The sequence below is a fragment of the Intrasporangium sp. DVR genome (genome assembly GCF_040365325.1).
In the GTDB taxonomy this organism is placed as follows: domain Bacteria; phylum Actinomycetota; class Actinomycetes; order Actinomycetales; family Dermatophilaceae; genus Intrasporangium.
Map to the genome: position 1 here is coordinate 164,723 of NZ_BAABZW010000001.1, position 22,669 is coordinate 187,391.

The 22,669-nt window shown below is 70.6% G+C and carries 20 protein-coding genes; 5 read left to right on the forward strand and 15 right to left on the reverse strand.

Features of this window, described 5'->3' with window-relative positions:
* Window positions 1-10: 10 nt before the first annotated feature.
* From ABWV20_RS00820 to ABWV20_RS00830, 3 genes are all read right to left on the reverse strand, one after another.
* Window positions 11-1,714 (reverse strand): substrate-binding and VWA domain-containing protein, encoded by a 1,704-nt coding sequence (locus tag ABWV20_RS00820; protein ID WP_353352845.1) that lies wholly within the window; start codon window positions 1,712-1,714, stop codon window positions 11-13.
* 319 nt (window positions 1,715-2,033) lie between these two features.
* Entirely contained in the window at window positions 2,034-3,740 is a 1,707-nt protein-coding gene (locus ABWV20_RS00825) for a substrate-binding domain-containing protein (RefSeq protein ID WP_353352846.1), read from the reverse strand.
* A 107-nt stretch (window positions 3,741-3,847) separates the two neighbouring features.
* Window positions 3,848-5,086: a DNA recombination protein RmuC gene (locus ABWV20_RS00830; RefSeq protein ID WP_353352848.1), complete on the reverse strand. Its 1,239-nt coding sequence runs from the start codon at window positions 5,084-5,086 to the stop codon at window positions 3,848-3,850.
* Between the two features lie 75 nt (window positions 5,087-5,161).
* Here ABWV20_RS00830 and ABWV20_RS00835 point away from each other — a divergent pair, with 75 nt between their 5' ends.
* Complete coding sequence (locus ABWV20_RS00835; RefSeq protein WP_353352850.1) at window positions 5,162-5,998, forward strand: thioesterase family protein; 837 nt, start codon at window positions 5,162-5,164, stop codon at window positions 5,996-5,998.
* Between the two features lie 126 nt (window positions 5,999-6,124).
* The gene (ychF, locus tag ABWV20_RS00840) at window positions 6,125-7,228 is read left to right on the forward strand and encodes a redox-regulated ATPase YchF (protein WP_353352851.1); all 1,104 of its coding nucleotides are present in this window, start codon (window positions 6,125-6,127) and stop codon (window positions 7,226-7,228) included.
* A 112-nt stretch (window positions 7,229-7,340) separates the two neighbouring features.
* On the opposite strand, the gene ABWV20_RS00845 is transcribed toward ychF, so the two are convergent.
* From ABWV20_RS00845 to ABWV20_RS00895, 11 genes are all read right to left on the reverse strand, one after another.
* Window positions 7,341-8,450: a type II restriction enzyme NmeDI-related protein gene (locus ABWV20_RS00845; protein ID WP_353352852.1), complete on the reverse strand. Its 1,110-nt coding sequence runs from the start codon at window positions 8,448-8,450 to the stop codon at window positions 7,341-7,343.
* A 436-nt stretch (window positions 8,451-8,886) separates the two neighbouring features.
* Window positions 8,887-10,113, reverse strand: coding sequence for a phage major capsid protein (locus ABWV20_RS00850; RefSeq protein WP_353352853.1), 1,227 nt, complete (start codon window positions 10,111-10,113; stop codon window positions 8,887-8,889).
* Window positions 10,114-10,471: 358 nt separating this feature from the next.
* Window positions 10,472-10,699: a hypothetical protein gene (locus ABWV20_RS00855; protein ID WP_353352854.1), complete on the reverse strand. Its 228-nt coding sequence runs from the start codon at window positions 10,697-10,699 to the stop codon at window positions 10,472-10,474.
* 364 nt (window positions 10,700-11,063) lie between these two features.
* Entirely contained in the window at window positions 11,064-11,306 is a 243-nt protein-coding gene (locus ABWV20_RS00860; RefSeq protein WP_353352855.1) for a hypothetical protein, read from the reverse strand.
* A 133-nt stretch (window positions 11,307-11,439) separates the two neighbouring features.
* Window positions 11,440-12,831, reverse strand: a complete 1,392-nt coding sequence (locus ABWV20_RS00865) for a hypothetical protein (protein ID WP_353352856.1) — start codon at window positions 12,829-12,831, stop codon at window positions 11,440-11,442.
* On the reverse strand, window positions 12,828-13,181 hold the full coding sequence (locus ABWV20_RS00870; RefSeq protein WP_353352857.1) for a hypothetical protein: 354 nt from the start codon (window positions 13,179-13,181) through the stop codon (window positions 12,828-12,830). Before ABWV20_RS00870 ends, ABWV20_RS00865 begins: the two co-directional genes overlap by 4 nt.
* Entirely contained in the window at window positions 13,178-13,381 is a 204-nt protein-coding gene (locus ABWV20_RS00875; RefSeq protein WP_353352859.1) for a hypothetical protein, read from the reverse strand. The genes ABWV20_RS00870 and ABWV20_RS00875 overlap by 4 nt, the downstream gene beginning before the upstream one ends.
* Window positions 13,378-13,539, reverse strand: a complete 162-nt coding sequence (locus tag ABWV20_RS00880) for a hypothetical protein (protein ID WP_353352860.1) — start codon at window positions 13,537-13,539, stop codon at window positions 13,378-13,380. The genes ABWV20_RS00875 and ABWV20_RS00880 overlap by 4 nt, the downstream gene beginning before the upstream one ends.
* Complete coding sequence (locus ABWV20_RS00885; protein WP_353352861.1) at window positions 13,536-13,751, reverse strand: hypothetical protein; 216 nt, start codon at window positions 13,749-13,751, stop codon at window positions 13,536-13,538. The genes ABWV20_RS00880 and ABWV20_RS00885 overlap by 4 nt, the downstream gene beginning before the upstream one ends.
* Window positions 13,752-13,894: 143 nt before the next feature.
* The gene (locus ABWV20_RS00890) at window positions 13,895-14,251 is read right to left on the reverse strand and encodes a hypothetical protein (RefSeq protein ID WP_353352862.1); all 357 of its coding nucleotides are present in this window, start codon (window positions 14,249-14,251) and stop codon (window positions 13,895-13,897) included.
* The gene (locus tag ABWV20_RS00895; RefSeq protein WP_353352863.1) at window positions 14,248-15,636 is read right to left on the reverse strand and encodes a recombinase family protein; all 1,389 of its coding nucleotides are present in this window, start codon (window positions 15,634-15,636) and stop codon (window positions 14,248-14,250) included. Before ABWV20_RS00895 ends, ABWV20_RS00890 begins: the two co-directional genes overlap by 4 nt.
* A 316-nt stretch (window positions 15,637-15,952) precedes the next feature.
* Here ABWV20_RS00895 and ABWV20_RS00900 point away from each other — a divergent pair, with 316 nt between their 5' ends.
* From ABWV20_RS00900 to ABWV20_RS00910, 3 genes are all read left to right on the forward strand, one after another.
* Complete coding sequence (locus ABWV20_RS00900; protein ID WP_353352864.1) at window positions 15,953-18,853, forward strand: S8 family serine peptidase; 2,901 nt, start codon at window positions 15,953-15,955, stop codon at window positions 18,851-18,853.
* 630 nt (window positions 18,854-19,483) lie between these two features.
* Complete coding sequence (locus ABWV20_RS00905) at window positions 19,484-20,527, forward strand: methyltransferase (protein WP_353352865.1); 1,044 nt, start codon at window positions 19,484-19,486, stop codon at window positions 20,525-20,527.
* Window positions 20,524-20,925 carry a nuclear transport factor 2 family protein gene (locus tag ABWV20_RS00910; protein WP_353352866.1) on the forward strand — a complete coding sequence of 134 codons (402 nt, stop codon included), beginning with the start codon at window positions 20,524-20,526 and terminating at the stop codon, window positions 20,923-20,925. Before ABWV20_RS00905 ends, ABWV20_RS00910 begins: the two co-directional genes overlap by 4 nt.
* A 138-nt stretch (window positions 20,926-21,063) precedes the next feature.
* Here the strand turns inward: ABWV20_RS00910 and ABWV20_RS00915 are convergent, their stop codons facing one another.
* Complete coding sequence (locus tag ABWV20_RS00915; RefSeq protein WP_353352867.1) at window positions 21,064-22,668, reverse strand: CHAP domain-containing protein; 1,605 nt, start codon at window positions 22,666-22,668, stop codon at window positions 21,064-21,066.
* Window position 22,669: the final 1 nt, after the last annotated feature.

The following is a 22,669-nucleotide window of genomic DNA, read 5'->3' on the forward strand; positions in this document are numbered from 1 at the left end:
TCGGTCGGTCTCAGAGCCGTCCTGCGAGCGCGGCCGAGATCGCCGGAGCGAGCTCGTTGCCCTGCTGGACCGCTCGGTAGGAGCCGCCCGCAGCCGCGGCGACCTCGGTCAGGACCGTGGCGTCGGGCTTCGCGCCGACCCCGATGATGACGAGGTGGACGCCCTGCCCCGAGGCAGTCTTGCCGAGGGCGGCCTTGACGGCACCGAGGGACGCGCCGAAGTCGTCGTCGTTGGGGCCTGCGGTGACGACGACGGCCGTGTTGGCGCGCCCGGGCTGGGCCTGCGCGCGAGCGGCGCCGACGGCGGCGATGACGGTGTCGTAGAGGCCGCGGCCGCCGCCGGCCACGGACGACATCGACCCGAGACCCTTCGCGATCGCCTGCAGCTGCCCCGCCCCGCTCAGCGCGGCGGGGGAGACCAGGGCGCGGTGGTCCTCGCCCTTCGGTCCGAGGTGCTGGCCGTAGAGCCACACCCCGACCTTGGACCGGTCGGGCAGGGTCGCGATGCCCACCTGGGCGGCCTCGGTGATCCGGTCGAGGATCGTCTCGCCGTCGAGCCGGCCCAGCGTGGTCGCCGACGTGTCCAGCGCGAGGATCGCCTGGGGCGCAGGCTGCAGGGCGGCCCACGTGTCGCGCAGCTTCTCCACCGTGGCCAGGGCGGGCGGTGCGAGGGTCTTCACGGTGCCGCGGACGGTCGTGGTGGCGGGTGCGCCCACGCCGGCGCTCGCCGGCGTCGCGGCCTCGCTCGGCTGCGGAGTGTCGGCCTCCCCGGGCGGCGTGAAGCCGTGGCGCGCCACGACGGCCCGGGCGGCGTCGGAGGCGAGGAAGTCGCGCAGGCTGCGCAGGACCCGTGAGGCCACCGTGCCGTCGGCGACGGCCACGAGCGAGTACTCCAGCGCGGGAGCGCCGTCGGAGGGCGCCACGGCTGCCAGGGGGGAGCGCGGGTTCGTCGTGTTGTAGGCGACCAGCTCGGCCCGGGACACCGGGGTCGCGACGTCGCGTCGACCGTCACTGGCGGCCACGAGCGCGGAGTCGCCGGCGCGGACGGACCGGGAGCTCTCGGCCACCTGGCGCAGGACCGGCTCGGACCAGTGCGCCGCGGACGCGGAGAGGGTGAGCAGGCCCACTGTCGACGTCGCCGGGTCGGGCAGGACGAGGTCAGGGCCGGTCCTGGCCAGCTCGGCCCAGCCGGAGCCCTCCGCGTCCTCGGCCGCGTCGCCGCCCATGGCGAGCAGGACCGGCGATGCGGCGAACGGCTCGTCGGCGACGAGTCCGAGCCCGGCGCGGCGGTTGGCCTGCTCGAGCCAGAGGCCGGCGTCGGTGACCCAGGCGTCCGGTCGGGTCGGCCCGGCCATCGACTGGGCGACCGTGCTGGCCTCGCGCGGGACGACCGTGAAGCTCGCGCACGGCACACCGGGCTGGGCGTTGAAGGCCCCGACGATCTCGGTGAAGGCCGGGGCCATGGCGGCGGGCACGGCCACGGTCAGCTCAGCGGGCCGGCTGCAGCCCGATGCGACGAGCTGGGTGGTGGGGGCGTCGGGAGCGACTCCCGGTGCCGACAGCGCGGCGCCGCCACCGCCCCGCAGCAGCTGGAACCCGACCGCACCCGCGGCGACGACGGCCACGGCCGCGACCGCGGAGACGGTGATCCGCACCTGGCGGCGGCGCTGCTGCTGGCGCTGCACCGCTTCCTGCACGCGTGCGCGGTTCTGCACGAGTGACGCCTCGTAGGGGCCGACTCTCCGTGGGGCCGGAGGCGGAATGGCTGCGTTCCGGTCGCGATTCGTCTCGTTGTGCCCGCCGATGTCCACGACCGGAGTATGGGGCGATCGGGCCGCCGGGCCAACCGCTGACCAGAGGGCCCAGCGCCGGGAACCTTGGGTCGGGTGCACCATCGTCGGTCGGCCAATGGCACTGTGCCGCAATGACGCACACCCGTCCCACCGCCGCGGGTCAGGTCCGGGCGTTCAGGTGACCGACACCCTGGCGACGACAGGAGTTCACCAAGAGTGCGGCCGGAGTTTCGGTGTGCGGTCAGCCGCCGAGAGCACTGCGGAGGGCCGGGAGGAGGTCCTTCGCCTCGGCGGCGGGCAGGTAGCGGCCGCCGGTCAGCTGCGTGAAGGACGTCATCGCCTTCTCGTCCGGCTCGTTGCCGTAGCCGATGATGTCGAGGCGGACCGGGTTGGCCGGGTCGACGAGCTTCTTGACCCGGCTCAGGGCGACGGCCAAGGACGCGCCGTAGTCGTCGTCGTTCGGCCCGTCGGTGACGATGACGACGGAGTTGCGGTAGCCCTTGGCGAAGGTGGACCGGGCCCGCTGGTAGGTCGCCACGATCGTGTCGTAGAGCCCGCGGGAACCCCCGACGGTGCGCTTGAGATCGCCGACCTGCTTGCGCAGGTCGAGCAGGTGGGCGCGGTCGCCGACGGGCAGCGGGTGCAGCAGGGGCCGGAAGTCGTCGCCCTGCTTGCCGATGTGGAGCGAGTAGACCCAGAGGGCGAGACGGTTGCCGCCGGGCAGGCCGGCGATGGCCTCGAGGGTCGCCCGCTCCATGACGGCCAGCCGCGTGCCTCCCTCGGTGCGGCTGAGCAGCGAGCCGGACACGTCGAGGGCGAGGAGCATCTGTCGCTTGGGGCTGGCGGCGGCCCAGGCGGCTCGCACGGTCTTGAGGACGGCCGCGTCGGAGGCCGGCTGGTCCGTCACCGAGCCGTAGAGCGGGCTCGGGACCTCCGGGTCCGGGCCGCCGGGCGTCGTGAACCCCGCGGTGGAGAGGGCGTCCTTGGCATCCTCGGTGGCGAGGTAGGCGGTCAGCTCGGCGATGAGGTCGGCGACGTCCTGCTCCTCGGTGAGCGTGACGAGGCTGTAGCCGAGGAAGGTCGCCCCGTCGACGGGGGCCAGGGCGGCGAGCGCCTGACCGCCGTTGGACTCGTTGAAGGCGAGGAGCTGGGCGGCTGTCACGACGACACCGACCGGGGTGGGCGACTGGGACACTGCAGCCAGTCCCGGCGCGGGCGTGGCGACGTTGCCGCGGATCACGGCAGTCACCCGGTCAGGCGCGAGGCCGGGGACCGCAGCCCCGAGCGCTGCCGCTCCGACGGTGAACCGGGTCGGGTCGGGAACCCGGACCGGCGTGCGTCCCGTGAGGGCAGCGGACCACGTGGCCTGGTCACCGATCGCGTCGGCGGAGGCGCGGGGGAGGGCCACGACGATCCCGGTGGAGGCGAAGGCCTCGGGCACGGCGATCTCCCGGTCGGCGAGCGACCCGGCCCGCGCCACCCACTCGGCGGAGTCGGGCACCCACGCGTCCGGCTCGGCGGCGGTGCCGATCGTCCCGGAGACGGTGAACGCCTCGACGGACTCGATGGTGAACGCCGCGCACGGGCCGCTCTCCTCGGTGCTCAGCGACTCAGCGAGCGAAGCGAGGACCGGCGCGATCGCCGGGGCGGCCGCGATGGAGACCGGCGTGGGGTCGGAGCAGGACACCGGTGCCGCTGCCGTGGCGGGCACCGCCGTCGGTGGCGCGGCCGGGCTGAGCAGGCGCCACCCGACGAACCCGGCAGCGGCGACGGCGACGGCAGTCACCGCGGCGACGATCATCCGCCGGCGGCGGCCGGCGCGGAGCCGCTCCCGATGGGTCTCCTCCGCCCGCGCAGCCGACTCACGAAGCGACGCCTCGTAGGGTCCGACGCGGCGCTCCGGCCGACTCGGCACCTCATCCGGCCCGGGGCCCCCACCTGCGGTCACTGTGCTCCACCATCCACGGTCGCAATTCTCGGGGGGTGCACGGTGGAAGTCCACCCTCTCCGGGCCGCCGGACTTGTGCGATTCGCCGGATCTGTGCAGGTGAGGGCCTAGGCGCTGGCCTCGCGCGGGTCGTGGAGCCCTGCTTCGGCGCCCACGTCGAGCACGCGCTCGCGGGCGAGGTGAACTTCGTCACGTGCCTCCCGGCTGAGCCCGCCGAGGCCGGCCTCGTCGAGGAGCTCCGGCGCGCTGAGCGCCCGGGGTGCGGCCTCGAGGGGCAGGGGGTCGGCCGGCTGGTCGTGCTGGGAGATCCCGAGCTCGCGCAGCCGCCGGGCCGTGACGAGGACCCGGGACTCGAGGGTGCCGACGAAGCGGTTGTAGCTCTCGACGCTCCTGGCCAGCGACTGGCCCATCGCCGAGACGTGGCCGCCCAGCGTCGAGAGCCGGGCGTGCAGCTCCTGGCCGAGGGCGAGCAGGTCCCGGGCGTTCTGCTCGAGGGCGTCTTGCTGCCAGACCGCGCCGATGGTGCGCAGGACCGCGAAGAGGGTGCCGGGGGAGGCGAGGACGACCTTGCGGCTCAGGGCGTGCTCATAGAGCCCGGGGTCGTCGGCCAGGGCGGCGCCGAGGATCGCCTCGCCCGGCACGAAGCAGACGACGACCTCGGGGGAGCGGGTGAACGCGCTCCAGTAGGCCTTGCCCGCCAGGGCCTCGACGTGGCGGCGGAGCGAGGTGGCGTGCGCGCCGAGCAGCTCGGTGCGCTCCTGGGCGCTCACCGTCTCGGCCTGGGCCTGGAGGAAGTGGGACATCGGCGCCTTGCTGTCGATGACGACGTGCCGCCCGCCGGGCAGGTTGACGACCGCGTCGGGGCGGATCGTCGCACCGTGGCTGGAGGTGCGGGTCACCTGCTCGTCGAAGTCGCACCGGGCCAGCAGGCCGGACAGCTCGAGGACCCGGCGCAGCTGGACCTCGCCCCAGGCACCGCGGACCGACGACGCGTTGAGGGCGCTGGCCAGGGTGGCCGTCTCGGAGCGGAGCGACTCGGTGGACCGGCTGACCGCCGTGAGCCGCTCGCCGAGCTCACCGAACTGCTCCACCCGGTCTCGCTCGAGGGCTCCCACCTGCCGCTCGACCCGGCCGATCGTGTCGCGCAGCGGCGCGAGCAGCGCGGCGGCGTCGGCGGACTCGGCCCGGGCGAGCTCGAGGTCGTCGAGCCGCTGGCGCAGGACGTCGCGCTCGGCCTCGGCGGCGGTGGCCCGCGACAGGAGCGAGCCGCGCACCCAGAGGGAGGCGATGAGCCCGCCGAGGAGCACGCCGACGACGAGGCCGGTGAGCAGCGCTGTGGTGTCCATGCGGCAACCGTCGCAGAGCGCACCGACAGCGCCCGGCAGGCCACGCCGTCACGGGGGTCTGCTAGACACCGTGCTGTGACTGAGTACGACGAGGCCATCCGGCTCGAGCCTGCCGAGCACCCCGCGACGAGACGAGGGGCCTTCACCGAGTCCTGGATGATCGGCAACGCCGTCAACGGCGGAGTCGTCATGGCGGCCGCCCTCACGGCCCTGCGCCAGCACCTCTCGGCCGACCCCGACGAGGTGGCCGAGCACGTCGACCCCGTCGTCGTCAGCGCCTACTTCATGACGGCGTCCGCGCCGGGCCCCTTCACCGCGACGACCGAGCTGATGCGGGCCGGGCGCCGTCTCAGCACCGGCCAGGTCAGCGTGTGGCAGGACGCCGACCGCGAGCGCGTCGAGCGGATGCGGGCGATCGCGTCCTTTGGCAACCTCGACGGCGCCGACACCTACCGCCAGTCCGCCCCACCGGACCTCCCGCCGCCCGACCAGTGCGTCTCCACCGAGCAGGCGCCGCCGGACTTCCTGCGGCACAACCACTTCCTCGACCGGGTCGACATCCGGCTCGACCCCGCGACCGCCGGCTGGGCGATGGGCCGGCCCTCGATGCGCGGGCTCATCCAGGGCTGGCTGCGGCTGCGCGACCCCCGTGAGCCGGACACGACGATGCTCGCCCTCGCCCTCGACGCCTTCCCGCCGGTCGCCTTCGACCTCGGGCTCTACGGCTGGACCCCGACGCTGGAGTTCACCGGTCACATCCGCCGGCGGCCGGCGCCGGGATGGCTCCGGGTCCTGCTGACCACCGAGAACGTCGGCGGGGGCCTCATGGAGGAGGACGCGCAGATCTGGGACTCGACCGGCACTCTCGTGGCCCAGTCCCGCCAGCTGTGCGGCGTCCGGCCCGCTTCCTGAGGTCAGCGGGCTCAGGGCGGCGGGCTCAGGTCGGGAGGGCTGGGAGCGCGGGCCCGGCTGGGAGCGAGCTCAGCGGCATACGACGTGGTCGGGAGCCCGCCACACGGCCACTAGACTCTTGTCCCCGTGGCACTCACCATCGGAATCGTCGGGCTCCCCAACGTCGGCAAGTCGACGCTCTTCAACGCACTGACCAAGAACAGCGTCCTCGCGGCGAACTACCCGTTCGCGACGATCGAGCCCAACATCGGTGTCGTGCCGCTGCCCGACGGGCGTCTCAACACGCTCGCCGACATCTTCGGCTCCGAGCGGATCCTGCCGGCCACGGTGAGCTTCGTCGACATCGCCGGCCTGGTGCGCGGCGCGAGCGAGGGGGAGGGGCTCGGCAACAAGTTCCTCGCCAACATCCGCGAGTCCGACGCGATCTGCCAGGTCGTACGCGTCTTCAACGACGACGACGTCGTCCACGTCGACGGCAAGGTCGACCCGCGCGGCGACATCGAGACCGTCGAGACCGAGCTCGTCCTCGCCGACCTGCAGACGCTCGAGAAGGCGGTGACCCGCCTCGAGAAGGAGGCCCGGGTCAACAAGGACCGCAGGGCAGCCCTCGACAACGCGCTCGCCGCCCAGAAGGTGCTCGAGGACGGCAGGACGTTGTATGCCGCTGGGCCCGCTTCCGGGGTCGACCTGGCCGAGGCGAAGGGGCTGGGTCTGCTGACGACGAAGCCCTTCATCTACGTGTTCAACCTCGACGAGGACCAGCTCGCCGACGAGGACCTGACGCGCCAGCTGGCGGCCTCGGTGGCCCCGGCGGACGCGGTCTTCCTCAACGCCAAGCTCGAGATGGACCTCATGGACATGGAGCCCGACGAGGCCCTCGAGCTGCTCCAGTCGTTCGGTGCGGAGGAGTCGGGGCTGAACCAGCTGGCCCGGCAGGGCTTCCACACGCTGGGGCTGCAGACCTACCTCACGGCCGGGCCCAAGGAGGCTCGCGCGTGGACCATCGGCAAGGGGTGGACCGCCCCGCAGGCGGCGGGCGTGATCCACACGGACTTCCAGCGCGGCTTCATCAAGGCCGAGGTCGTGTCGTTCGACGACCTCGTGGCGGCGGGGTCCATGGCGGCGGCGAAGGCGGCCGGCAAGGTGCGCATCGAGGGCAAGGACTACGTCATGCAGGACGGCGACGTCGTGGAGTTTCGTCACGGAGCAACAACAGCTGCCAAGAAGTAGGGGCCCGCCCTGCGGCCATCCTGGGCAGGCGCCGGAGGATGCGTGATCGGCGGGCGGGTCGAGCGCGGGCACCCCCCCAAGAGCGGGGACCCCCGGCGGGGGCGTGGGCCAGTCAGGCGTCGTCTATTTCGCAGGACTCGGAAAGATCGTTACGTAGCCAAGAGACCTGAAGGTGAGGCAGGACCTCGGCATACTTCACGCTTGCGTCGCTGAGTGCCTCGAAAGAGATGAACCTGCACGTCTTGTGGAGAGGCTTCTTGGTCTTCATGGCCTTGAACGACGGACGGTTGACCTCACGAATCACCCGGTCGCGCCGGTCCTCCGGGGCGACGAGGAAAATCGGGATGTCCAGGTTCGGCTGCATCACCAAGAGGTCACTCATGCGGAGGAGCCCGCTGTAGATCACGGTGCTGCGCTCGACCTCGAATGCGGCTGCAACGGCGTTGTCATCGAGCCAGAGGACGTCGATGAGCTCAATCACCTTGTTCGTGGCGTCGTTGAACTGCGTGGGCAACGTGTCGACCACCCCCGGTAATGACGCGAGCGGCTGGCCCCGCCACTCCCGGCTCCGGTCATTACGGGCGATGAAGACTTTGTGCCCCATCAGACGGCCCATGCGTGCCAGAAGACCCTGTATCTCTGTGTGCTCCGACGCGGGTGCTGAGCCGGGTGGTAGCTCCTCGGTTTCGTCCTCCGCCTCAGGCAGCGCCACGGTGCCAAGCTCGGGGGCTTCAGCTGTCCTGACACGCTTGCGCAGAGCTCGCTTCGGGATAGGTCTGCTGACCGGATGGTCAATGGCCGCACGCACCGCTTCCGCTACCACCTTGCCGTCGGCGTCCGCCCATGCCGCAGGGCTGCCCATGAAGAAAGCGCCCCATCCCCTTGTGCCGTCGAGCTTGTCAAACATGGGCATTTCAGGGAGAAGCTCGATGGCAGGGACGGCGGTTTCAGGAGTGAGCTCCAGCTCGACCTCGACTTGCACTCTCGCGGGGAAAGCATCGCTCTCCCAGATTCGCGGCTCTGCAGCGTAGAAGGGTTCGCCCGTGATCTTGAGTACGGCGATCCAGCGCTGTAGGCCCACGACGTAGCAGAGCAAGAGGTCGCCAGGCTTCATCTTCCTCACCCGGCCCCAGCGGGATTCTCGGAACCCTGACGTGGTCGCCCCAGCGGCCTTGAACTCCTGCCACGTCTCGACGGTGAATAGGTCCAGCCAGTACGTCAAAAGCCCCCCTAGTGGTCATTCCGAACACTAGACCTCGGAGTGGTCGGTTTGCGGCTTTACGTACATCGAGCGGCAAACCGTTGGGCGCGCATCCGGGCCTTGGCTCGCCCGTGCAGGACCCGCTCACGGCGGCACCGCAGGCACAGCACGTCCGACGCGGGCTCGAAGCACACCGAGCAGGGCCGGGACGGCGCGACAGGCGCGCACCGGTCGCACAGCTGCCCGTCGCAGCAGGAGCCGCAGAGGGTGCACACGTCCATGCCGAGGTCCTTTCCACTCGACCAGGTGCGGGGTCCGGCGCTGGTGCGGCGCTCGTGGCTGCGAAAGGAAACCCACGAGCAGGTGCCGCCCATCGGTCCCGGTCAGGGTCCCCGGTGACGCCATGGAAGAGGGACCCTGCCGGGTGGCGTTGACGCCGGACCCCAGCCGGGGGCGGTCAGGCCGTCAGGTCGACCACCGCGACGGCCCACGGCTGCTTGGCCGCGAACCCGAAGCGGCCCTCGACGCGCATCGTGGCCGTGTTGTGGGTGAAGTTGTCCCCGCCGAGGTCGATCGCGAGGGTCGCGTCCTGCCGGACCACCAGCTCTGTCGTCGTCCAGTCCGCGAGGATCGCGGTGCCTGCCGTGAGGGAGGTCGACGTGACACGGGGGATGGACCACAGCTGCAGGTCGGACGCAGCGCCGGGACCACCGAGCAGGTACTGGCCGGTGCCCGCACCCTCACGGAGCAGGTCGAAGGCCTCCGCGTCGGCAGGGGCCATGACCCACGCGTTCGGGGTGACCCCGTAGTTGTCCATCGCCGTGATCGCCTTGCGGGCGGTCGTGAGCAGGTCCGTCGCGAACGGCACGGCTTGGACGCCGCTGGTGTTGAGGACACCGACGAGCTGGGCGCTGGACGGGTCGCCGGGGATGGTCTCGGCCCCGGTACCTGAAATGACCTGCTGCTCAAGCTTCTCCCGCAGCCCGTACTCCATCTCCATCCGCAGGAAGTCCCGGAGGCGGGGGTGGTCGGCGAAGTAGCGCAGCGGCACCGGCTCGGACAGGTGGGCGATGATGCGGAACCAGTCGTTGACCTCATCGAGCGTGTAGACGCTGGTGGGCTTGAGGGCGAGGTCCGGGGTGACGTTGGCGTTGTTCGTGCGGACCGTCTGGCGCAGGTACTGGAAGGTGTTGGACCCGTCCTGCGTGGCCCCGTCGCCGAGGCTGCCGGGGGCGGTGCCGAGCGTCGACGGGTCCGGGTTCCACTGCGGCCCGCGGGGAGGCGGGGTGGGGATCAGGTCGAGCACCGTCCGGGCGGTGCGTGCCATGGGGACGGGGTTGGCCTCGATGACGTTGGCGGTCGTGATGGTGCCGGACACGAGGGCCTTGGTTCCGCCCGGACCCGCGGGCATCGCGGCCATGAGCGCGTCCGCGGTCTTGGTCGACCAGGTGGACGACTTGCGGTCGGTCCCCGGTCCGGGTTCGAGGCCGAGCAGCTGCTCGAAGCCCTTGAGGCCGGTCGGCCAGCCGGGCGTGCTGGGCTTGGTGCCGGCCAGCCAGCTCTCGTGGGCCTTGAGGTGCTGCTCGACCTGCGCCCGCTCGTCGGCGGTCAGGTCACGGTTCTCGGCGTCGGCCTTCGCGAAGACGTCGCGGGCTGCCTTGAGGTGCTGCGGAATCTGCTTCATGTCGTGCTGCTCTCCTGCCGCAGCTGTGGCGGCATGGGCGAAGTGATGGGGGGTGCCGCTGCGCCGGGTGCGGAGGCTCGACCCCCGGGTGAGGGGGGAGCGTCGGCGGGTCCGACCGCTTCGGGTGCACGGTCCTCGGTCTTGACCCGGGGGTGGGTTCCTCGGCCTTGCCCTCGCGGGTCCTCGGCCTTGACCCCCCGTTGGGGTTCCTCGACTTTGCCGTGCAGCCTCAGCGTATCGCGCTGTGGGGCCGCTGGGGCTGCTGTGGCGCGTGTCCCATCCAGCAGTCGCGGCAGGGCCGTCGAGGCCCGCAGCGAGGCGCACAGCGAGCCCCGGCACACGTGTCCGGGCGGACGGGCTACTCCCGGGCTGCGGCGCGCAGCCCGGCGACCACCCGCTCCCGCGTGTCCGGGTCGACCAGCAGCAGCACCGACCCGGCAAGGCCGACAGCTGCAGAGGCCAGCTCCCACGGGTCCGTCGAGGCGCGCACGAGGTGGTCGGCCCCGTCGAGGTCGCCACGGACCAGGGCATCGACCGCTGCGAGGGCGTCGAGCCGGGCGTCAACGGCATTCGGGTTCTCGGTCATGGGTGGGGTCCTTCCGTCGTGTTCCTGCGGGGGTGGTCTCGGGTGGTCGAGCGGCTGCAGCTGCGGCCTCGGAGCAGCTCGCCGGGAGGGGGGTGGTGCGTCGGGAGGCAAAACGCCCGAGGGTCGACCCACGCGCGCGCGTGAACGGGGGTGGGGGGTGCCGGAGGTAGAGCCCCTGCTACCGGGGCAGGGGGGAGGCGATCTGGTGCAGGGATTGGGCACCCCCTCCCCGCCCTCGTCGTGTCGGGCTGTCGCTGTGCGCCTCGCTGGCGGGCTCGAGCTGGTGTCCGGGTCTGGTTGGGTCGGGTGGGGCTGCCGTGGCTGCTGTGAGGCGCACAGGCACCGTTTACGGGCATGTACGGGGTCATGGGTCGATCACCGTCTCGGGGCCGGGTTCGCCGATGTGGTAGCCGCCCCGGTTGCAGTAGGCCATGCGGTGCCCGGTCGGTTGGCTGGCGATCAGGTTGCCGTGGAGGTGGGTCCGCCCGCAGTGGGGGCACTCGACCCACAGGAGGACCGCGCCGGGGTAGTCGGGGTTCGGTGCTACCCGGGCGGGTGTGACGGTCGGGTCCTGCGCTGTCGCGGTGGATGGGCGGCGGGGTGTCATGCCGTTCTCTTTCGGGGCGGTGGTTTGCGCAGCCAAGAGGGTGCGCGGTCGGCGTGGCGTTTGCATTGGATGGTGCCGTCGCGCAGGACGATCGCGGCACGGCGCTCGCAGTTGGGGTGTGAGCAGCTGGTGCTCATGTGCTCGCGCCTCCCGTCGAGCAGGAGCACACGACGCGGTCGCAGGTGCGGCAACGGCCTCCCAGCTCTGCGATGACCGCGGCCAGATCAGTACCAGAAATGTTGGTAGGTAGGCGCGCTGTCTGCTCCGTCTCGGGCTCCTTACTAGGGGAGTGGGGATGGGTACTAACAAATCTGGTACTGATTTGCTCGACGTCGAGCGCGGAGGCCTCGATGCCCTCGGCCACGCGGTAGCGCCACACCGTGGAAGGCTTACCGGCCCACATGCCCTCCTGCTCGTCCACCTCAAGCACGCCCAGCATGTGGAGCGCCTGCAGTTGCCGGTCCACCGTCGCCCGCGGCTTGCTGAGTCGCTTCCGAACCTCCGCCGTGGGGCTGTCCGGGTGGGCCGCCACGTCATCGAGGATCGCCAGCCGCAGGGGTGGCATCGAGTCGCGCGCGCACCGGACCGCGAGACGCATCGCCCGCCCACGGTCCATCCCGATCGCCACGCCACCCCGAACGATCTGCGCGAGCTGCTTGGCAAACCGGGTCGGCATCTCGGGTGCGTGCGCGTCGATCACGTCACCCCGGTAGTCGTACTCGACCCCCGTCCGGGCCAGCGTGACCAGGTCTGCGGCAGCGAGCAGCACGCCGGTCTCTTCTTCGGTGACGTCGACACCGGGGGTCCTTACACCAGCGAGGACCCCGGCCACCGCGTCGGCCAGCTCAGCTCGCATCTGCACCTCGTGCCCGGTGTTGCCAATCGCCTTGCGACCAGCGGCTTGCCGTCCCTCGCGCGAGTCCATCCGCAGGAGCACGAAACGGTCGCCCATGGACGCGATCACGTCGTGCGCGCGGTCCCACGCTGTCGTGACGGCTCCCACGAGGACGACACGACCTGACCACTCAAGCGCGCGCCCCCCGTCCGTACCGACGCGCCGCGACCACCTGCCGTCGTAGACCTCGCGGAGAGCCCCGAGCACTTCGGCGCGCATATCCCGGTTCATGGACAGGATCGAGGTCACATCCTTGATCACGAGCACCCCGCGGGCGCCGAGCTCCCGCAGCAGGCCACCGGTCGCGTCCTTGCTCCGCTCCCGCTGGGCTGTCGCGGACAGGAGCGCGCCGGTGGAGCTGATGGTGCTGACGATGTGGGCGTGGATCCCGTCGAGGCTTTGCACGGTCTCTGTCTTGGCGTTGCCGGAGCCGCTGAGGATGAGCAGCCACACCGGGTCGCCGTCCAGTCGCTCAACGGCAACCGCGGCCAGCATCGCGTCGAGCGCGTCGAGGTCGTAGTCATCCCCAAGCCAGCGGGCGAAGACGGCGTGCGCCTCTTCGAGTGAGACAACGGGAACGGTCGGGTCGTACTCGACCGGCTCCGGGTAGTCCTTGCCGTAGAAGCTCATGCGGACCACTCCTCGCGCCACGGCACTGCCGCGGCGTCCTCGACCAGCGCCGCCCACGCCGGACCCACCTTCGAGGCCTCCGACCTCGCCAGCCCCAACGCCTCGACCGCGCGCTCGTGGACCAGCTCGTACGCCCGCTGCTCCGCCTCGACGTCGACCCGCTCCATCCGGCCCTGCTCGATACCGGCGAGGTACGCGGCCTGCAGGTCATCGAAGGTGTAGCCGGGGTGTGGTTCCCGGACTGTGTCGCCGGGGCCTGCCACACTGAGAGCGGATGTTCCCGCAGGTGCGTCCTTGTGCGCGGCCTCGACCCTCGACAGGTCGGGGCCGCTGCCATGTAGGCGGCTCACGGCGCACCCCCGGCGAGGATCAGGGCCAGCTCGACCCGCACCTCGTCAGGCAGGTCCCCCTGCTCGACCAGGTGGCGCACCCGGCCCCGGTGGTCGACGCACCCGGCGCAGCTGCACCCCGCTATGTCGTGCCCGGCGTCTGCGGCCTCGATCAGCGACCGCAGGGCCAACCTCGTGTCGTGGGCAGCATTGAGGCTCATGGCGTTTCACCACCCGCAAGGAGCCGGGACAGCTCGGTCTTCCGGGCTTCGGACAACGGGGGCGCGGTGTCCACGAGGCGCTTGACGTACTCGCGCAGCGTCTCGACGGGCTTCGGTTCCCGGGGGGCGCGGTCGGTGGTGGTGGTGGTGGTGGTCATCGCTTCCCACCCCGCACCAGCGAGGTGAGGCGCTTGACCTGCTCGGCGGTGAGCGGTGGAGCCTCGGCAACGACTTGCGAGACGTGCTCGGCCAGCTTCGCGACCTGCATGGCGCGGCGGTGACGGACGACCTCCGGGTGGTCGTAGGCGTACCCGCGGCCAATGAGGTTGGCGTGCAGGGCACGCTCGTGGTGGTACTCGGACCGGCTCATGGCTGGAAACCTCCATACACGGTGCCAGCCACTTTGAGGTTGAGCCCACGCTATGCGCCGTTAGCGACGGGCAGCAAGTTCAACACGCCGGAATCCCCTTGTGTAAACAAAGGATTCGTGTAAACACAAGCGAGTGCAGAGTGCTACTTCCACACGGGGTCGAGGCGCTCCGGGTCGAACCTGTTCCCCGTGCTGCGGGTGGACGGGCGCACCATCACCGCGTCCAGCACCGACTCCACCACGGCCCGCCGCCGCTCGACGTCGAGCCGGTCCCACCCGGCCTGATCCAGCCGAGTCAGTCCGGGGACAGCAGCCGCGGCCTCGACCTGCTTCCTCGCGGCGCGCAGCTCGTCCCGCTCCTGCTCAAGCGCCCGGACCGCAGGGAAGACGACCTCCCCGGACAGGGCACGGGAGTTGAACTGCCCCATCAGGTACGCGGGCTCGACACCGTGCTCGGGCCGGTCGACGTGCTCGCACTCGACGCGCAGCTCGTAGGTCATGACGCAACCTTCCACTCCACCCCCACGGAGGACGGGTCGAAGGTCTTGCTGCCCCGGGCCGCGCCGTGCAGCGTCACCGTCACGAAGAAGTCGATCACGGCCCGCTGGCGCATCAGCGAGGCGCTGCGGAAGGCCGCTACGGGGTCCTTCGCCGTCAGGATCGCGGCAGGACCCACACCGGCGAGCAGCCGGGCACGCTCGACCTCGACCCGCTGCAGCGAGGCCTTGACCTTCGCCGTCGAGGCGGCATACCGGCGACCGTCGATCAGCTCCGCGTCGTAGTCGGCCTCGATCGTGGCCAGCCGGGCCTGCAGCCGGTGGCTCTCCGCGAGCAGCACGTCGGCCTTGGCGTTGTCGATCCGGGAAGCGAGCACGTCCCCGAGGTCGGGCCGTGACAGCCGTTCCTCGATCACGTCGCGAACGAACGCGTCGACGTTGCGCCCGGAGCGGGAGTGGCAGCCGTCAACGCACCGGTACCGGTGGCCGGACCAGCCGCGGACGGGCAGGCCGCAGGCGCACCGGTAGAGGCCGCTGCCGAGGTGCTTGCGGTCGGTGCCCTCTCGGTTCATGGCCCGGCGTGGGTCGGCCAGCCGGTGCTGGACGAGGGCGAAGACGTCCGGGCTGACCAGCGGCTCCCAAGACACGTCCTGCGCCGTGTCGAGCACCTTGCCGCAGTAGACGGCGTGCCCGGCATACCGGGGGTTGGTGAGGATGGAGCGGACGGTCGAGGGAGACCACGGCTTCCCGCGGCGGGTGGTGTGCCCTTGGGTCGCGAGCATCCGGCAGATGCCCCGCAGCGACTCCCCGGCGTTGAAGGCGGCGAACATCCCGCGCACCATCTCGGCCTCGTCGGGGACCAGGTCACCGCTCGTGGTGTAGCCGGTGAGGCGCACCCCCAGCGGGGGCCTGCCCTTCTCGGCCCGCTGCTGCAGGGCCCGCTTCTGCCGGGCGGCCTTGCGCTGGACCTCGCTGCGGGCCACGGACACCTTGACGCGGGCGAACAGCTGCCCGCCGTCCGTGGACAGGTCTGCCTCCCCGTTCGCGGTCACCAGCTGCAGCCTCCGCTTCTCCGCCGCCTCGATCCAGTCCTCAAGCTGCCGGGGCTGGCGGGTGAGCCGGTCGAGGTCCCAGCAGACCAGCGCGTCGAATGCCCCGTCCCGGTAGTCCTGCACCATCCGCTCGTAGGCGGGCCGCACCTTCTCTGAGTCGCTGGCGCTTATGGAGTTGTCGACGTACTCCCCGGTGACGGTCCAGCCTCGGTTGGCGGCGATCTTGCGGCAGTCCTCCCGTTGGCGCTCGACGGCCAGCATCTCGCCGGTGGCATCGAGGGAGACGCGGAGGTAGACGGCGGCTCGGGGTGCGGTGCTGGTCTGTGTGGTGCTCATGGAACCACCGTAGACCCGTTCACGTTTAACGACCACGAAGATGCGTGGAGTTCCGCTTCAACGTGTGATCAGAGGGATTTGCGCAGGTCAGACCGCGCCGGGCCTTGACCCTTGGTTGTCGGACACGGGGTGGGATGGCGCCGCTGGCGGGAGCGTAGCGGCGGTGAGGGCCTCGTGGGCGATCGGTCTGCCGTTGCCGCACCCGGAGTGGCGTCGGCGGGCGTTCTACCGGGTGAGCGCCCAGGCCCAAGCGGTCGACCGATGCCCCGGCCTGGCCACAGGGCGCCGTGCAGACGGTCCATCGGTCCCCGGGGCCGTGGCCTCCGTCGCTGGCGTCGAGGCGGTGGACGTGGACGAGGTGCTCCCGCTCGAGGACCCACGGCCTGGCGCCGCGCAGACACCGACGCCCCAAGACCCGCCAGGGTCCGCGACTCCGGCGGTCAACCCCTACATGCCGATCGGCGACACTGGCGCGGCGCAGTTCGTCGCGGCTCATCCGACGTGGGATGGGCGCGGGACGACCATTGGCATCATTGACACGGGTGTCGACCTGGCGCATCCGGCCCTCTTGGCCACCCCGGTGGGTGAGCGCAAGATCGTTGACTGGGTCACTGCGACGGCCCCCACGTTCACGGACGGGAAGAACGACGACGGCGACCCCACGTGGATCCAAATGGGTACCCAGGTCAGCGGGTCCTCGTTCGGCTACAAGGGCGTCACCTACATCGCACCGGCGGCCGGCTCGTACCGCATCGGCGTCTTCGACGAGCGCGATCCGGCGCTGGGGGGCGAGCTGGGCAACGATGTCAACCGCGACGGCAACCCCGCCGGCTCGTCTGGCCTGTTCGGGGTCCTGTGGGACGCGAAGGCGGGCAGTGTCTGGGTGGACACCAACCAGAACAGCTCGTTCGCGGACGAGATGACCATGACTGACTTCAAGGTCCGCTACGACGTCGACTATTTCGGCGTGGACAACCCGGCCACCCCGGTCCAAGAGCGGTTGCCGTTCGTCGTGCAGACCGACGGCGGCAACAAGGCGGTCAACATCGGCATCGTCTCCGGTGCGCATGGCTCGCACGTGGCGGGCATCACTGCGGCGAACGGCATGTTCGGTGGGGCGATGACAGGCGCCGCGCCTGGCGCGAAGATCGTGTCGGTCCGTGCCTGCCTGTTCGTGGCCGGGTGTACAGCGCACGCGCTGATCGAGGGCATGATCTACGCGGCCAAGACGGCCAACGTCGATGTCATCAACATGTCGATCGGCGGACTACCAGCTCTCAACGATGGCAACAACGCTCGGGCGACGCTCTACGACAAGCTGATCACGCAGAGCAACGTGCAGATGTTCATCTCGGCCGGCAACAGCGGTGCCGGTCTTAACACGGTCGGCGACCCCTCCGTGGCGTCCAAGGTCATGAGTGTCGGCTCGTACATCACCAAGGCGACCTGGGCGAGCAACTACGGTTCCACGGTCGAGGACCCCGACAACATGCACCCGTTCTCATCACGCGGCCCGCGCGAGGACGGCGGCTTCAAGCCGCAGGTCATCGCTCCAGGATCGGCCGTGTCCACGGTTCCGACCTGGCAGAGCCCTGCGGGCGCGTGCCTGCCGTATGCATGCCCCGTGGGCTACGCGATGTTCAACGGTACGTCGATGGCCTCTCCTCAGGCGGCCGGCGCTGCGGCGCTGCTGGTCTCGGCGGCTAAGCAGACCGGTGTGCAGTACCAGCCGGAGAAGCTTCGCAAGGCGATCAACTCGACGGCCCGGTTCATCGACGGCTACGGCGCGTACGAGCAGGGCAACGGGCTCTTCCGTGTCTCCAACGCTTGGGACGTCCTCAAGACCAACGTCAAGACGGTCGATATCCGCTCGTCCGTGCCGGTCCGCACGGTGCTGTCCGGCTTCTTGGCCACCCCGGGCAAGGGGCAGGGCATCTTCGACCGTGAGGGCGTCAAGGCAGGCGACTCGTACGTGCGGACCTACACGTTCACCCGCACCAGTGGCGGTGGCGGCACCCGGACGTACGCCGTCGGCTGGGTCGGGGGCGACGGGACCTTCTCGTCCGCCTCGTCGATCGCGCTGCCGCTGAACAGCCCCGTCACCTTCCCGGTGACGGTGGCCCCGACGACGGCTGGGGTGCACTCCGCCATCCTCAACCTCGACGACCCATCGAGCGCCGGCGTAGAGGCCCAGACGCTCAACACCGTGGTCGCCGCCGAGCAGTTCACCGCCGGTAACAACTACACCATCAGCCACACCGGAATGATCGAGCGCAACCACTCGGTCAGCTACTTCTTCAACGTGCCGGCCGGCACCCCCGCGTTCAAGGTCGACCTGCAGGGCGGCGGCACCACTGCTGGGACCGGGCAGATCCGGTTCCTGCGGTTCCACCCCTACGGCGTGGGGATCGACAGCAACGCGTCGACGAGCTGCTACAACCCGTCTGCTGGTTCCTGCGGGGGCAGCCCGACGAGCCGCACGACGAGCAACCCGCAGGCGGGGGTCTGGGAGGTCACAGTGGAGGCCCGACGCACCTCTGACGTTCTCGATGCCTCGTACACGGTCACGGCTTCGATTCTCGGGGCGTCGGTCACGCCGAACCCCGACGTGATCGCATCGGCCACCCTCGGCACTCCGCTGGGCCGGTCGTACACGGCGACCAACCTGTACGGCGCGTTGACCGGCCGGATGGTCGGCACCACCTTCGGCAGCGCCAAGTTGTCCGTCGAGTCGATCGCCAACGGCGCGCAGCAGCAGTCCCCGATCACGGTGACCGCCGGAAGCACATCGCTGCGGGTGACGATCGGCGGCACCTCCGATCCTGGCGCCGATCTGGACCTGTATGTCTTCAACTGCGTCTCCGGCTCGTGCGTACTCGCCGGACAGTCCGCCGACGGTGACAGCGAGGAGTCCGTGACGATCGCCAGCCCGGCGGCCGGCACGTGGGTCGCGCTCGTCGATGGGTACGCCGTCCCAGCCGGGACAACGACGTACAACTACACCGACGTGTTCACCAACGCGGCCTTCGGTTCCATCAACGTCACCGACGCCAACGCGGTCCGACCTGCGGGCACTGGTTGGACGGTGCCGGCGACGGTGTCGGCCGACTCGGCGGCGGCGGCCGGTCGGGTGCTGCTGGGCAACGTGCAGGTGCGCACCGATGGCAACATCCTGGTCGGCTCCGCAGACGTGGTCGTCCAGGCCGTCACGCCCTGAGCACCTCGCTCCCAACCAGTCAGGGCCGGTCACGCACGCCGTGACCGGCCCTGCCGGCCCCCGCGCCTTCCTGCTCAAGACCATCTCTTTGCGCCTTCTCGTCACCGCTACGGTGACGAGCAGCGATATCCGTATCGGGCAGTGGCATGCCCGGCCAGGTCCTGGAGTGCCGAAATAGGTCTGCGGACATGGCGGTCATCACCCAGCAGACAGAGTTTGCGACGTGTGCTGGGACCCAGGACGTGAGGTGAGGGTTTACCGCGTCGCAGAGCAGGAACGACGTGTCAGGGTGGCGCTCTGCGCCGCCGAACATGCTGCGGCGTTGGAGAAGCTAGTCGCACTCGGGACGGCCTTCCCGGGACCTCGCCACACGTGCGTGTGTGGGACATGGAGGAGATCGAGCGCTAGAAGGCACAGCAGGGGAGCCGTCGGCCAGTGTGAAGTCCGGACTTCGTCCGTCACTATCCCCCTCCGAGCGAATCAAGCCTCGTCGCGATCTGGCTTCTCACTAGCCCGGTGTCAATGCCTTCTCATCGGCGCACCCGGAAGAAGTAGGGCTCCACCTCCGGGTCAGCGAGCCGATCCACCGATCTGCCTCCTGAGAACGAGCAGGACGGCGATACTGTCCTCATGAGCGAGCGGGTCGACCCCGCAGAGTTGCTGGGCTCGCTGGCCGAGGGCTTCCTCGGTTCGCGGTGTCTGCACGTCGCGGTCAACCTCGGCCTGGCCGATGCGGTCACCGATGAGCCGCGCAGCGTCGCGGACGTGGCCGAGCAGGTGGGCGCGGACGCCGGGGCGCTTGGCCGCGTCGTCCGGCATCTGGCCGCTTTGGGAGTCTTCGCCTGCGCGGGTGAGCGGATCGGGCACAACGACGCGTCACGGCTGCTGCGCGCGGACGACCCGGGCGGCCTGGCACCGTTGATCCGAATGTTGGGCCTGCCCGTCATCTGGGAGTCGGTGGGGCACTTGGAGGAGGCGGTGAGGAGGGGGCGTCCCGGCACGAGCTTCGTTGACCCCGAGGGCTTCTTCAGCTACCTCGACGGGCACCCGGAGGAGTCGCAGGTCTACGACGAGGGAATGTCGGCCATGACCCTTCGACGGGTCGCCCGGATGGTGCCGCGCTACGACTTCACTCCGTTCGGGGTGATCGCCGACATCGGCGGCGGCCGCGGTCACCTGCTCCGGGCCGTGCTCGAGCAGACACCGGGCGCCCGCGGAGTGCTGTTCGACCGGGCCCAGGTGGTCGGTGACCTGCCGCCGGATCCGCGGATCGAGGTACAGGCCGGCAGCTTCTTCACCGACCCGCTCCCGCAAGCCGACTGCTACCTGCTCTCGAACGTCGTCCACGACTGGTCCGACGAGGACGCGGTGTCGATCCTCACCGCGGTCCGCGCGTCGGCCACGCCGTCGTCCGTCCTCTTGTTGTTCGAGTTCGTCATCCCGGACGGCGATGGCGACTTCGAAGCCACCGACATCGACGTCTCCATGCTCGCGCTCGTGGGAGGGCGCGAGCGCACCCTCGGTGAGTACAGTGATCTGCTGGCTCGGTCCGGTTGGCGCATCACCGGCACCGTTCCGACGCCCGTGCACACCATCATCGAGGCCGGTCCGGCGCAGGGTGAGGCCGCGGAGCGGGACGTCGAGGGGTCTGATGCGGAGCAGGACGGCACATGATCGCCGACGAAGAGACCCGGCTCGCCGTCCTGGCCCTGGTCCAGACGACCTACGATGCCATGTCCACGCCCGATTCCGAGGTTGGCGAGCTCTTCGGGGCTGAGGACATCGCGATCGCAGGCTCCGGACAAGGTGAGCTGTGGAGCGGGCCGGAGGAGGCCGTGGCCGCGGCGCGGGCCGTGTCGTCCTGGGGTCTGAGGTGGACGCCGGAGACGGTCACGGTCTGGCGGCGAGGCGAGGTCGCCTGGGCGCAGATCCTGGGCTCGGTGCATGTCATCCGTGACGGGGTGGACGAGCTCGTTCCGTACTGGACAACGGGCGTGTTCCAACTCGACGGCGACCGGTGGCGCTGGTCCTACTGGGGCGGGTCGGAACCACAGGCATCGGCGAAGGTATAGGAGCCCGCCGCGGCAGGCGCGAGTCGTCGCACCATCGCTCGACCTCGAGCGACGTTGGCCGGCCGCTCACGCCTATGCGGCGGGGACGCTCCTCACGATGAGCTTGGACCGAGTTCTGGTCGCGCAGCCGGATCCGGGTTACCAGCGGATGTATCCCTGGACGTCAGCGCTGAGGTAGGTCGACGCCGACGTCACGATGCGAACCTTTCCGTCACTGCCCACGGGCACGACGACGGTGTTGGTCACCGACCGGCCGTAGGGGTACTTCGCCGAGGCGTAGGCAGGCTCGGGTGTGCCGCTGGGGTGGGCGGTGAAGTAGCCGGACGCTGTCGGGGACGTGGCCCTCACGGTCAGCACGACGGCCCGCACCCCGGTCGACGGCACGCCGGCGAGACCGACCACGTTGAGGGTGACCGCTCCGCCCGCTCCGACGCGACCGGCAGGGTAGCCGAGCCCCTTGGCGGTGTTGAGGATCGGCTTCGGAGTGACCGCCACCTGGTCGGCGCCGGTGGGCAGCCAGCCGACGACGTCGACGAGGACATTGGTCTGAGCGGTCGTGTGGATGCGGACGGCGCCCGACGACCCGATCCGGGCCACGACGAGTCCTGTCGCGGGCTTGGCCGTCCCGAAGCGGACCTGCGGCGTGGACGGGCGCGTGACCCCGTTGGGGTACGCCGTGAGCCAGCCGGCGCTCGAAGCATCGGTGGATGACACGTTGAGCACGGCGGCTGCAGCGTCGGTAGGCACGCCGGCCTTGCCGGTGACCGTGAGGGTGAGGGTGCCGCCCGCGGCGAGCTTCCCCGTCGGGGCGCCGAGACCCTTCCGGGTGTCCAGGACCCGCGCGGGCGCGCCACCCGAGAGGAAGCCGTCGGTCGGCGACCAGCCGACGACGTCGGCGGAGAGGTCGGTGGTCGCCGACGAGTACAGTCGCACCTTCCCGTCGGCGCCGACGCGGCTCAGGACGACCTGCGTGTTGACCGAGCTGGCCAGGAAGGACATGCTGCGCGAGCCGGGCTGTGTCGTCCCGTTCGCGTGGACGGTGAGGTAGCCGTTCGACGTCGGCGAGGTGGCGTTGACGTTGATGAGCACCTTGTCCACGCCGGAGGCCGGCACGCCCCCGCGGCCGGTGACCTGCAGGGTGACGGCTTGGCCGGCGAGCACCTTTCGCACCGGCGCTCCGACTCCAGTGCGCGTGTCCAGCAGACGCACGGGTTCGACCACCTGCCAGGCGCGTGCATCGGTGGCGACGGTGGAGCCTTGGTCCTCGAGGTGGATGAAACCTGTGGGCCAACGCCCGCCGCCGAGAGTGACTCGCCGCCAGCGGAAGTCGCCGCCCCAGTTGTCCTCCGAGATCACGATCTCGGAGGCCGAGATGACCTGCTCGACGTAGGCGACGTGGCCGGTGGCCGAGAAGGAGGTGTCCCACCACGCGATGGACCCGACCGCGGGGCTGGAGTTCGTCTGCGTGGTGAACGAGGGCCCCCAGTTCGAGGCGTTGCCGCTGAGCGTGGCGGGCTTGGTGCTCGACATCCCGTTCTGGACCAGGCGGTAGGCGGCGTAGTTGGTGCAGTTGTGGCCCGTGGACTGGCTCCACCAGCTCGTCGACGCGTTCTCCTTGTACCCCGAGTGCGAGTACCCGGCGGCAGCGCACGCGTCGTAGCCGGTGCACAGCACGATCCACTCCGCGGACCGTGCGGGCGCTGCGACGCCGAGGGTCGTCGCCCACATGGTGAGGAGCGCCATG